Genomic DNA, 12,274 nt, shown 5'->3' with positions numbered 1-12,274 from the left:
GCCCCGTCCAGATGCACCGGTACGCCATGGCGGCGGGCGATGGCGGCGGTTTCCGCCATCACTGCCAGCGGCACCACGCGCCCGCTGGACTGGGCATTTTCCACGCAGATCAGGCCGGTTTTCGGCCAGTGGATATCGCTGCCGACGCGGATACGCCTGGCGATTTCAGCCGGGTCCATCACCCCGCGCTCGCTGGCAACGGTGCGCAGCTGCACGCCGGCAATCACCGCCGCGCCGCCGGTTTCGTGCCAGACAATATGGCAGTCATCCCCCAGAATCACTTCGTCGCCGCGCTGGCAGTGGGTCAACAGCGAGAGCTGGTTGCCGAAGTTGCCGGTCGGCACAAACAATGCGGCCTCCTTGCCCAGCATGGCGGCGGCCAGTGTTTCCAGCTCGGTCACCGTCGGGTCGTCGCCATAGACATCATCCCCCACCACGGCATGGAACATGGCCTCGCGCATGGCAGGGGTCGGTTGGGTGACGGTATCGCTGCGAACATCTAGCCATTGCATGGGCGGGTCCTTGTCTGGAATGTCAAAACGGCAGCCATCAGGCCGCCGTTTTTAAATAAAATGCCCATCGGGCGGATGAGCCAATTGTGACACCAGCTATGTCATGCCGTCACCTATTGTCAGGCGCCATAGGCTTGGCGGATTTCGGCGGCCTTGCGGGTGGCCAGATTGATCCCCTCAAGGTCCAGGGTGATATTGGTCGCACACTGGGTACACAGGATGTCTTCGTCCGGGGACAGTGACGTGAGATGGTGCGGATTTTCATGCCCGCACTTGCTGCAGACAATTCTCAAAGTGGCGTTATTGCGCTTGTCAAAGTCGATATCGAACGACGGCTGCGGTTTCATGTGACCTCCCTCATACGGACAAAATCATTAGCCCGGCGGCAAATGCCGCGAACCTCTTCAAGGCTAGGTCACACGGCAAACTCTTGCCATGAATCAGGTACTTGGCTGGCCGAGTCGCCGCCTTTGCCGTATCCTTCGCGCCTTTGTCCCTGCGGAGAAACCCATGTACGACGCCGATCTTGAACGCCGCTTTGGCGGCATTGCCCGCCTGTACGGCGAAGCCGCGCTGACGCGCTTTCAGGGTGCGCATGTCTGCGTAATCGGTGTCGGTGGTGTGGGCTCGTGGGCGGTGGAAGCGCTGGCACGTAGTGCCATCGGCACGCTGACCCTGATCGACCTGGACAATATTGCCGAATCCAACACCAACCGCCAGCTGCCGGCACTCGACCCCAACTACGGCATGGCCAAAGTCACGGCGCTGGCCGAGCGCGTGCGCGCCATCAACCCGGCTTGTGTCGTGCACGAGATCGAGGATTTCGTCACCGAAGAGAATATGGATGCGCTGCTGGGGCAGGGTTACGACTTTGTGGTCGACTGCATGGACGGCTTGCGCGTCAAAACCGCGATGGCGGCGTGGTGCGTGAAAAAGCGCCAGCCCTTTGTGGTGTCCGGCGGTGCCGGTGGCCAGATGGACCCGACCTTGATCCGTCTGGCCGACCTGTCGGTCGTGACCTATGACCCGCTTTTATCCAAGCTGCGCTACAACCTGAAGAAATTCCACGGTTTCAGCCGCGAGCCGGGCAAGAAGCTGCGCGTGCCTTGCGTCTACTCGACCGAGCAGCTGGTCTATCCCGAAGTCAAAAGCTGCGATGCCGCCTCAGGCAATGGCCCGCAGGGCCTGTCCTGTGCCGGCTTTGGCGCCAGCATGACCGTCACCGCCAGCTTCGGCATGGCGGCAGCGGCCTATGTGCTGCGCGAGATGGCGAAAAAAGCCTAGGACGCGGCATTTCAAACGCAACAAAGCCAGCAGCGGTAGCACGGAGCACCCAGCTTACGGATCGCGGCCGCCCTTCAGATCCAGGCAAGATCACATCGCCCGCCATGCGGGCTCCTACATATGAAATGCCGCAGGAGCCCGCACAGCGTGCGAAAACGACTTGCCCTATTCCCCGCCCTCAGCCGGCGAAATGACAGGCACAGCGCGTGCCGTTGTCCAGCGTACGCCATGCCGGCACTTCTTCGGCACAACGCGTCTGCGCTTCCGGGCAGCGGGTGCGGAATACGCAACCGGATGGCGGGTTGATCGGGCTTGGAATATCCCCTTGCAACAGCCGCACTTCCTTTTTGCGCTCCAGCGCCGGGTCTGGCACTGGAATAGCCGACAGCAAGGCGCGGGTATAGGGGTGGCTGGGCTTGGCATACAGCATGGACTTCTCGGCCAGTTCCATTTCGCGTCCCAGATACATCACCAGAATGCGGTCGGAAATATGCTTGACCACCGCTAGATCGTGGGCGATGAAGATCAGCGCCAAGCCCATTTCCTGCTGCAGGGACTTCAGCAAGTTGATGATCTGTGCCTGAATCGACACATCCAGCGCCGACACCGGTTCGTCGCAGATAATCAGCTTGGGCTCGAGGATCAGTGCACGCGCAATACCGATACGCTGGCACTGGCCGCCGGAAAACTCGTGCGGATAGCGGTTGATCATCTCGTCGCGCAGACCCACCTTCTTCATCATCGCCCGCACCCGCTGCATCACCTCGTCGGCCGACAGCTGTGGCCTATGCACCTTGAGCGGCTCGCCAATGATGCGCGCGACGGTCATACGCGGGTCTAGGCTGGCCAGCGGGTCTTGGAAAATCATCTGGATGTCGCGGCGCACCGCATGCCAGTCGCGGGTACTGCCGCCGGTCAGGGTCTTGCCCAGCCACACGATTTCGCCGCTGGACGCAGGAATCAGGTTGAGGATGGCGCGCGCCAGCGTGGATTTGCCGCAGCCGGATTCACCCACCACGCCCAGCGTCTCGCCGGGATAAAGGTCAAAGCTGACGCCACCTACCGCCTTGAGATCTTTCTTCGCCGTCCATGGCCAGGCACCGGCCGGGGTAATCTGGAAGTTGACCTTGAGATTGCGTACCGACAATAGCGCTTCAGCCATGGATGGCCTCCCCTTGCTTCATCACGTGTTCGGGCGCGCGGTGACAGGCGCGCAGGATGGCGCCGGCCGGCGCCAGCGGCGGCAACTCGGCCGCACAGCGCGCATCGGCCATGCTGCAGCGCTCGCTGAACGGGCAACCCTTGGGCAGGCGCGCCATATTGGGCGGGTTGCCGGGGATACTGACCAGTTCGGCGGTGTCGTGATCCAGCCGCGGCAGGGCACCCAGCAGGCCGATGGTGTAGGGGTGGGTAGGCCGGTAGAAAATCTCGTCGGCGCTGCCCTGCTCCATCACCCGCCCGCCGTACATCACCATCACCTGTTCGCACAGGCCGGCGACCACGCCCAGATCGTGGGTGATCATCACGATGGCGGTGCCGAAGTCGCGCTGCAACTCCTTGAGCAGCGCGAGGATCTGCGCCTGCACCGTCACGTCCAGCGCGGTGGTCGGCTCGTCGGCCACCAGCACCTCGGGCTCGGTCAGCAAGGCCATCGCGATCATCACGCGCTGGCGCATGCCGCCGGAGAACTCGTGCGGATACATGTCGATGCGCCGCGCCGCCTCGGGGATGCGCACCGCGTCCAGAAGCTCGATGGCGCGCTTTTTCGCATCGCGCCGGCTCATGCCCTTGTGCAGCTGCAGCACCTCGGTCATCTGGCGTTCTACCGTCAGATAAGGGTTGAGCGAGGTCATCGGGTCCTGGAAGATCATCGCCACGCGGTTGCCGCGTATCTTGTTCAGCTCTGCCGTTTTCATCGCCAGCAGGTTCTGGCCGTGGTATAGCGCCTCGCCGGTCGCGCGGCCGTTCTTGGCCAGCAGGCCCATCATCGCCAGCACGGTCTGGCTCTTGCCGGAACCGGATTCGCCGACGATGCCCAGCGTCTGGCCGCGCTCCAGCGCAAAGCTGACGCCATTGACGGCGAATACCGCGCCGTCGCCGGTCTGGAACTCGACGCCCAGATTATTGACTTGCAACAGACTCATGATGCTTCCTCAGCGGTCCTTGGGGTCAAGCGCGTCGCGCATGCCGTCGCCGATATAGTTGGCGCAATACAGCGTCAGCGACAGTAGTGCGCCGGGGACCAGCAGCATCCACGGCGTGGTTTCCATCACCCCGGTGCCCTCCTCGATCAGTACGCCCCAGCTGGTCATCGGCTCCTGCACGCCAAGACCGAGGAAGGACAGCACCGATTCGGTCAGGATCACGCCCGGCACGGTCACCGTGGTGTAGATCACCACGATGCCCAAGAGGTTGGGCACAATATGGCGGAAGATGATGGCCGGGGTCGACACGCCGATGGCGTGTGCCGCCTCGATATACTCCTTGGACTTGATCGCCAGCGTCTGCCCGCGCACCACGCGCGCCATGTCCATCCACGAGAATACGGTGATGGTCAGCACCACCAGATAGAACTCGCGACCAAGCAAGGTCACCATCAGGATGGCGATCAACAGGTAAGGCACCGCGTACATCATGTCGACCAGACGCATCATCAGGGTATCGACCCGGCCGCCGATAAAGCCGGCAGTCGCACCCCAGGCGATGCCGATGGCGACCGAGGCGATAGTCGCCAGCAGGCCGACCATCAGCGAGATGCGCCCGCCGATCAGCGTGCGCACCAGCAGGTCACGCCCCAGCTCGTCGGTGCCGAACAGGTGCATGTTCTGCCAGGTCGGAGCCAGTGCCATCGCATCCCAGTCGGTGTCGTCGAAGGAATGCGGCAGCAGCATCGGGCCGAACACGCAAGCCAGCGTGATCAGCAGCAGCAGCACCAGGCTCACCACCGCCGCTTTGTTGCGGAAAAAGCGTTCGCGCGCGTCGCGCCACGGGCTGCGCCCGGCCACCGGCAGCGCATCGATGCCGGCAGCCAGCAGCGCGTCGCCGAGGGCGTTCTGTTTGTTCTTGAGCAACATAAGGCCCTCGCTCAGTAGCGGATTTTCGGGTCGAGCAAGGCATAAGCCAGATCGACCAGCAGGTTGAGCAGCACGGCCAGCACGGTAATCAGCACCACCAGCCCCAGCACCAGCGTGTAGTCACGGTTGGATGCGCCGTTGACAATCAGCTTGCCGATGCCGGGCAGGGAGAACACCGACTCGGTAACCACCGCCGCGGTAATCGACGAGATCGCCAGCGGCCCCAGCACCGACACCACCGGCATCAAGGCCGGCTTGAACGCATGCCTGAGCACGATGGTGCGGGTAGGCAGGCCCTTGGCGCGCGCGGTGCGGATAAAGTTGCTCGACATCACCTCAATCAGGCTGCCGCGCATCACGCGGCCGATGGTCGAGACGTTGATGAAGGTCAGCAGCGCCATCGGCAGCACCATATAGCGCAGTTCGAAGTCCTGCCAGCCGCCGGACGGCAGCCACGACAGCCATAACGCAAACACCAGAATCAGCACCGGCCCGATGACAAAAGACGGGAAGGCGCTACCCAGGTTGCCGATCAGCATCACCAGATAGTCGATGGCACTGTTCTGGCGCAGCGCGGCGACCGTGCCCAGGAGCACGCCGATCACGACGGAAATCAGCAGTGATACGCCGCCTATGGTCAGCGACACCGGCAGCGCCTTGGCGACCAGTTCGTTCACGCTCCAGTCGGCGTAGCGGAAGGACGCGCCCAGATCACCCTGCAGCAGGCCCTTGAGGTAATAGAGATATTGCTGCCACAAGGGCAGGTCGAGATGGTATTTGGCCTGCAGATTGGCCATCACGGCTTCGGACACCTTGCGCTCGGTGTCGAACGGGCCGCCGGGAGTCAGGTGCAGCATCAGATAGCAGACGGTGATGACGACCAGAATGGTCGGTATCGTCATCAGCACGCGCCGGAAAACATAGGACCACATGATAGAGGCTCCGCTTTGCACACCGCTTGGCCTTGTGGGCACGGGGGCAGAAGACAATCGTTGGCATAGGCATGGAACAAGGCGGGCCGGACACCGCAGCGCCGGCCCGCCATCAACATCAGCTCACGGACTTAGTGCTTGATGATGTAGATATCCTTGCTGCGATAGCGGTCCATCGGGTTCTTGGTCGAGTAACCGCCGACATAGGACTTGACCAGGCGCGGCACCGTGTACTGCAACAGCGGCAGCATCGGGTAGTCGTCCATGATCATCTTGGCGGCCTGAGTCAAAGCGGCCTTGCGCTTGGCAGGGTCGGTGCTCTGGTTGCCCTGCTTGATCAGCTCTTCCGCTTTCGGGTTGCAGTTGCCGTTGTCGTTCTGGTCGGAACCACACTGCACCAGGGTGAGGAAGGTCGTCGCATCGTTGTAGTCAGCCACCCAGCCGTTACGCGCGATCTGGAAGTCGCCGTCGTGGCGCTTCTTCAGCAAGACCTTGAACTCCATGTTTTCCATCTCGGTATTCAGGCCAAGCTTGGACTTCCACTCGGAAGCGGCAAAGATCGCCATCTTCTTGTGGTATTCGGAGGTGTTGTAGGTGAACTTGATCTTGGAGCCTGGCTTGACGCCGGCAGCGGCCAGCAGCTTCTTGGCTTCTTCCACGCGCTTGGCCATCGGCCACTTCGCCCACTCGTAAGCGGTCACGTCGGCGCCGGCAGTACCGCGCACGATCACGCCATACGCAGGCACCTGGCCATCGGCGGTGATCTTCTGCGCCAGCAGGTCACGGTCGATGACCATGGACAGCGCCTGACGCACGCGCTTGTCCTTCATCACAGGATCCTTGACGTTGAACGAGTAGTAGCGCAGGCCGAGCATAGGCGCGTTGCGGATGTCTTTTGGCAGCTCCTGCTTGTACTTTTCGTAGGTCGCTGGCGGCAGCTGGTAGACCCAGTCGTTCTCACCCGACTGGAACAGTTTCACGTCGGCAAAACCGTCTTCGACAGGCAGATAGGTGACCTTGGTCAGCTGCACATTGCCCTTATCCCAGTACTGCGGGTTCTTCTCGATCACCACCTTGGAGTTGACCTGCCAGTCTTTCAGCACGAAAGCGCCGTTGGATACCAGCTTGCCCGGCTTGGTCCAGTCCTTGCCGTATTTCTCGATGGCGGCCTTGTTCACCGGGCCCAGATTCAGGTTGGACACGACGTCAGGCAGGAAGGCGACCGGATACGGGGTCTTCACTTCCAGCGTGTATTTGTCGATGGCTTTCACGCCCAGTTCGGACGGGGCTTTCTTGCCTTCGGACGCTTCGATGCCGTTCAGGATAAAGGCGCCATAGGTCGAGGCATAAGGCGAGGCGGTTTTTGGATCAATGAAACGCTGCCAGCCGTAAACAAAGTCGGACGCCACCACCGGCTCGCCATTGCTCCACTTGGCATTCTTCCTGAGCTTGAAGACCCAGGTCGTCGGATTCACTTGCTTCCAGCTCTCGGCTACGCCCGGTACGACCTTGCCGTCGGCGTCGGTTGCAGTCAGGCCTTCAAACAGGTCGCGCGTCAGGTTGTTGGCGCCAACCGACTCGGCCACTGCCGGGTCCAGCGTTTCGGTTTCGGAGCCGTTGTTGCGGATCAGCTCCTGTTTGGCGGCAAGTACGGTACCGGCCGGCACCTTGGCGGCAAAGGCTGCGCCGCTGGCCAGGGCCAGCAGCACGGATGCGGAAATGGCGCTACGCGCTAGCTTGAAAGTCATACTCGGTTTCTCCTTGAGGTGTTGCCCCGGTCTGCTGCTCGGGTTTGCAAAATGGCGCCTGACCCAGCTAAGGGGTCTGACATGACGCCGATTATGCGCACGTCAAAACAAGCCATTCAAGTACCCACTTGAAATATTGTTGCAACACTGCATCAAGGTATGACTTTTTATTTCACATTGCGCCGTGCCAAGGCGCTTTCCACCCATGAATAAGCCGCCGGGATCACCAGCAGGGTCAGCAGGGTCGAGCTGATCATGCCGCCTATCACCGCTACCGCCAGCGGACCGTTGGTGGCCGCACCGGCACCGAAGCCCAGGGCGGCCGGCAGCATGGCCAGCACCACGGTAAACGAGGTCATCAGCACCGGACGCAGCCGCACCGGACAGCTGGTTTGCAAGGCTTCATCCACTGCCATGCCGCGCGCGCGGTACTGGTTGGTCACATCGACCAGCAAAATGGCGTTCTTGGCCACCAGACCGATCAACAGCACCAGACCGATCACCGAATACACATTCAGCGTCTGCCCGGCCAGCCATAGCGCAGCCAGACCGCCCACCAGCGCCAGCGGTTCGGCCAGCATGATCAGCGCCGGCTGCACGAAGCTGTTGAACTGCGCAGCCAGAATCAGATACAGCATCAGGCTGGCCAGCACGAATACCATCACCAGTTCACCGCCGGAGCGCCCCAGTTCGCGCGCCTCGCCCTTGAATTCGATGCGGTAGCCCGGTGGCAACAGCGGCTGCGCCACCGCTTGTACCACGCTCATCGCCTCGGCCAGCGGCATGGACGGAGAAGCTGACAGGCCGACCGAATACATCAGCGCCATGCGCTCGATCTGGGTCGGGCCAAGCGTAGGCTTGATTTCGGCCACGCTGGACAGCGGCACCTGCTCGCCCAGATTGTTGCGCAAATAGACCGACTCCAGATCAGCGGCACGGTTCAGGCTGCCCGTTGCCGCCTTGACACGGATATCGTAGCGCTCGCCGTCTCCGTCGGAGAATTGTGCGGCATTGCTGCCGGCCGTCAGCAGATTCACGGCCGCCAGTACCTGCTGGGTGGACAGGCCGGCACGGGCGGCCGCCTCGCGCTTGACCTGAACCGCCAGCATAGGCAGCTGGCTTTCACTGCCGACATCGGGCCGGCCTATGCCGGGAATAGCGGTCAGCTCGCCCACCAGTGCGTCATTGATGCGCTGGATCTGGCCAAGCTCGGGGCCGACCACGGCAAACTGCAGCTTGCCGCCACGGCTCTCGCCCACGCGCGGGAAGGGGAAGGCCGATACGCGCACGCCCGGCACGCTGCCCATCTGTTTGCGCACCGCCCCGATCACTTCGCTCTGGCTTTGGCTACGCTCGGCCACCGGTTTAAGGCCGACCATCATCATGGTCTCGTTGCCCGAGCGCCCGCCGAAACCGCCGACGATGGCCAGCACATTGTCGACTTCGGGCATGGCCAGCAGCTTCTTCTCGACGTCGCGCGTGCGTGCATCGGTATACGCCACGCTGGAGCCTATCGGCGTTTTCAGCGACAGCATGAAGCGGCCTTCGTCTTCTTCGGGGTAGAGCTCGCCCTTGAGCAGCAGCGCGATGGCAAAGCCCGCTACCACCAGCAAGAGCGAGGCGGACAAGACTTTGCCGCGGTGTGCCAGCGACCAGGCCAGCAGGCGGCGATAGGTATTTTCCAGTGCGACAAAACCGCGCTCGAAAAAGCGGTACACCGGCCCGTGCGACGGCTCAGCCTTAAGAAAACGCGAGCACAGCATGGGCGTCAGCGTCACCGACACCAGCAACGACACCAGCACGCCGAAACTCACCACCACGGCAAAGGTAGAAAATAGCCGCCCGACGGTACTGGTCAGGAACACCACCGGCATGAAGATCGCCACCAAGCTTAGCGTCGCCGCCACCACGGCAAACACCACCTCGCTGGTGCCGTGTATCGCCGCCTCTTCCGGTGCTTCGCCTGCTTCCTCGCGCCTATGCACCGCCTCCAGCACCACGATGGCGTCGTCCACCACCACGCCGATCAGCAATAGCAGCGCCAAAAGCGTAATGGTGTTGAAGGTGTAACCCATGAAATACATCAGCGCGACCGCGCCCAGCAGCGACACCGGAATGGCCAGCGACACAATTAGGGTGGCGCGCCAGTTACGCAAAAAGCCCCATACCACCAGACCCGCCAGTATGGTGCCCTCGACCAGGTGGTCTTTGAGTGCGCCGACCATTTCATTGATGAAGCTGGCGGTATTCGACGTCACGGCCAGTTGCAGCCCCGGCGGCAGGGTCGGGCGGATCTGCGTATCCAGCCGGCGCAATACCTCGTCGGCAATGGCAACGGTATTGGTGTTGGGGATGCGCGAGATGCCAATGCTGACCGCCGGTTCGCCATTGCGCCGCGCCAGGCTGCGCACATCGCCTTCGCTGTCCATCACCTGCGCCACATCGGAGAGCTTGACCGGCGCTTCGCCGCGCCAGCCGATTACCAGCCCCTTAAGCGCAGACACCGAGTGGAATTCCTGGTCCAGATCAACCAGAAATTCGCGCGGCCCCGCCTCCAGATAGCCGCCGGCATCCTGCCGGTGTTCGCGCTTAAGCGCGTCTTTCACATCCTGCGCCGACAGTTTGTAAGCGGCCAGTTGCTGCGGCTCAAGCTCGATGCGTATCACCCGCTCGCCGCGCCCGCGCACGGCCACTTCGCCCACGCCGTCGATAGATTCCAGCTGTTTGCGCACCACATTATTGGCAAACTGGTATAGGTCGCGCTCGGTGCGGTCGCCGGTCAGCGTCAGCCACATGATCGGGCTGGCACCGGCATCGGTCTTGGACACCACCGGCGCATCGGCCTCGTCCGGCAAACGGCGCCGTGCCCGCTCCAGCTTGGACTGCACCTCGTTAAAGGCGACGTCGATATCCTTGTCGAGATTAAAGGTGATCTTGACCTGCGAGCGCCCCGGGCTGGACGTGGACTCCAGCGTATCAATGCCGGGCACGCTATTCACCGCCGACTCGATCACCTGGGTCACACTCTGGTCCATCACCGCCGGCGTTGCCCCATCCAGCGAAGTGCTCACCGTCAGCGTCGGCTGCTCGATGGCAGGATAACGGTCCACACCGATTTTCTGGTAGGCCACCACACCGAACAGCACGATCACGGCAGACAGCACAAAGCTCAGCACATGACGACGGACAAACAGCGCAATCCAGCTCATGCGCCCGCTCCTTTCGCGCCCGGCTTGCCACGGGCAGCCGCATCACGCACCGCAGCACCATCGGACAGGAAGCCGGCACCATCCACGGCCACCTTGTCGCCGGCCTTAAGCCCGGACAGGATCTCGATACGGTCGCCGCTCACCATGCCGGTGACCACCTTGCGCTCTTCGGCCTTGTCCGCGGCCACCACATACACCACTTTGCCGGCCGGACGCTCGATGACCGCCTGCGCCGGCAGCGACAAGGCACTGCGCTGCGCCAGCGAGATCTCGGCATCCAGTGCATCCCCCACCCGCCATGGCGCATCCGCCGGCAGATCAGCCCAGGCGATGCGCGCCCGGCTGGCCGCATCCAGCCCGGCGCGCACTTCGCTGATCCGGGTTTTCAACTGATGTGTACCATTGCCAAGCGCGACTTCCATACCGCGCTGCAGACGGTCTCCCGCCGCCCCGCCCAGCGCCAGACGCACGCGCCGGCTGCCGGATGCGTTGAGGCTGAACGCCACCTTGCCCGGATTGACATAGTCACCGGCGCTGATGGCGCGTGCTTCAACGACGCCACCCACCGGCGCACGGATCACCGCGCGCGCGGCATCGCGCCCCTTGCTGCTGGCTTGCGCCTGCGCGGCGGCCAGCTGTTTTTGCAGCGCATCGCGTTGCGACATGGAGGCATCCAGCGCCGCCGCCGAAATAAAGCCCTGCTTCACCAGCGCCTGATTGCGGCTGACCGTGGCCTGCTGCTCGGCCAGCAAGGCCTGATAGCGTGCCGCCTCGGCCTCGGCCGCCAGACGCGCATCATTCAGATTGCCCGGCTCGATTTCGGCCAGCGCCTGCCCCGCTTTCACCTGCTGTCCGACATCAACCAGCACCCGCGCGACACGGCCGCTAACTTCCGCCGCCACTTCGGGCGCCACCGCCGACTCGACCTCGGCCCAAGCGCGCACAGTTTCGGATAACGGCTGCACCGCGAGTACGGTCGAACTGATCGCCACCGGCGGCGGGCCCTTGCGGGCAGAAGCGGAGGATTCGCCGCCGGAGCAGGCAGCCAGCAGGCACAGGGCCAGAAGGGGAACAAGGAGTTTCATAAGGGCACGCAGGCAAAATAATTAGCTTGCATGATAAGACAGGTGGGCGGAGCAGAGGGCGGGGTTTAATACTTATTAATGAAAGGCCGGGAGTGGGGAGCCGGGAGCCGGGAGCCGGGAGCCGGGAGCCGGGAGCCGGGAGCCGGGAGCCGGGAGCCGGGAGCCGGGAGCCGGGAGCCGGGAGCCGGGAGCCGGGAGCCGGGAGCCGGGAGCCGGGAGCCGGGAGCCGGGAGCCGGGAGCCGGGAGCCGGGAGCCGGGAGCCGGGAGCCGGGAGCCGGGAGCCGGGAGCCGGGAGCGCCGGGAGCCGGGAGCCGGGAGCCGGGAGCCGGGAGCCGGGAGCCGGGAGCCGGGAGCCGGGAGCCGGGAGCCGGGAGCCGGGAGCCGGGAGCCGGGAGCCGGGAGCCGGGAGCCGGGAGCCGGGAGCCGGGA

10 protein-coding genes are annotated in these 12,274 nt (G+C 63.3%); 1 reads left to right on the top strand and 9 read right to left on the bottom strand.

Features of this window, described 5'->3' with window-relative positions:
• Positions 1-512 (bottom strand): threonine aldolase family protein (locus EGI20_RS01255; protein ID WP_498628985.1); only part of this gene is annotated, 512 nt, incomplete at its 3' end.
• A gap of 119 nt (positions 513-631) precedes the next feature.
• Positions 632-859 (bottom strand): hypothetical protein, encoded by a 228-nt coding sequence (locus EGI20_RS01250; protein ID WP_160795562.1) that lies wholly within the window; start codon positions 857-859, stop codon positions 632-634.
• Positions 860-1,022: 163 nt separating this feature from the next.
• Here EGI20_RS01250 and EGI20_RS01245 point away from each other — a divergent pair, with 163 nt between their 5' ends.
• Positions 1,023-1,796, top strand: a complete 774-nt coding sequence (locus EGI20_RS01245) for a tRNA threonylcarbamoyladenosine dehydratase (protein ID WP_498628983.1) — start codon at positions 1,023-1,025, stop codon at positions 1,794-1,796.
• A 178-nt stretch (positions 1,797-1,974) separates the two neighbouring features.
• Here the strand turns inward: EGI20_RS01245 and oppF are convergent, their stop codons facing one another.
• The 7 genes from oppF to EGI20_RS01210 all read right to left on the bottom strand — a co-directional run bounded on the left by oppF (position 1,975) and on the right by EGI20_RS01210 (position 11,844).
• Positions 1,975-2,958: a murein tripeptide/oligopeptide ABC transporter ATP binding protein OppF gene (gene oppF / locus EGI20_RS01240; protein WP_498628981.1), complete on the bottom strand. Its 984-nt coding sequence runs from the start codon at positions 2,956-2,958 to the stop codon at positions 1,975-1,977.
• On the bottom strand, positions 2,951-3,940 hold the full coding sequence (locus EGI20_RS01235) for an ABC transporter ATP-binding protein (RefSeq protein ID WP_124734935.1): 990 nt from the start codon (positions 3,938-3,940) through the stop codon (positions 2,951-2,953). Before EGI20_RS01235 ends, oppF begins: the two co-directional genes overlap by 8 nt.
• A 9-nt stretch (positions 3,941-3,949) precedes the next feature.
• The gene (locus tag EGI20_RS01230) at positions 3,950-4,870 is read right to left on the bottom strand and encodes an ABC transporter permease (RefSeq protein WP_498628979.1); all 921 of its coding nucleotides are present in this window, start codon (positions 4,868-4,870) and stop codon (positions 3,950-3,952) included.
• An 11-nt stretch (positions 4,871-4,881) separates the two neighbouring features.
• The gene (gene oppB / locus EGI20_RS01225; protein WP_124734933.1) at positions 4,882-5,802 is read right to left on the bottom strand and encodes an oligopeptide ABC transporter permease OppB; all 921 of its coding nucleotides are present in this window, start codon (positions 5,800-5,802) and stop codon (positions 4,882-4,884) included.
• A 131-nt stretch (positions 5,803-5,933) separates the two neighbouring features.
• The gene (locus EGI20_RS01220; protein ID WP_498628977.1) at positions 5,934-7,550 is read right to left on the bottom strand and encodes a peptide ABC transporter substrate-binding protein; all 1,617 of its coding nucleotides are present in this window, start codon (positions 7,548-7,550) and stop codon (positions 5,934-5,936) included.
• Positions 7,551-7,717: 167 nt separating this feature from the next.
• Positions 7,718-10,759 (bottom strand): efflux RND transporter permease subunit, encoded by a 3,042-nt coding sequence (locus EGI20_RS01215; RefSeq protein WP_498628975.1) that lies wholly within the window; start codon positions 10,757-10,759, stop codon positions 7,718-7,720.
• A complete protein-coding gene (locus EGI20_RS01210) occupies positions 10,756-11,844 on the bottom strand; it encodes an efflux RND transporter periplasmic adaptor subunit (RefSeq protein WP_498628973.1) in 1,089 nt (362 codons plus the stop codon). The genes EGI20_RS01215 and EGI20_RS01210 overlap by 4 nt, the downstream gene beginning before the upstream one ends.
• Positions 11,845-12,274 lie beyond the last annotated feature (430 nt).

The organism is Aquitalea sp. S1-19 (assembly GCF_024343515.1).
Note: the sequence above shows the minus strand (reverse complement) of the source record. Positions and strands in the feature narration are given on the sequence as shown.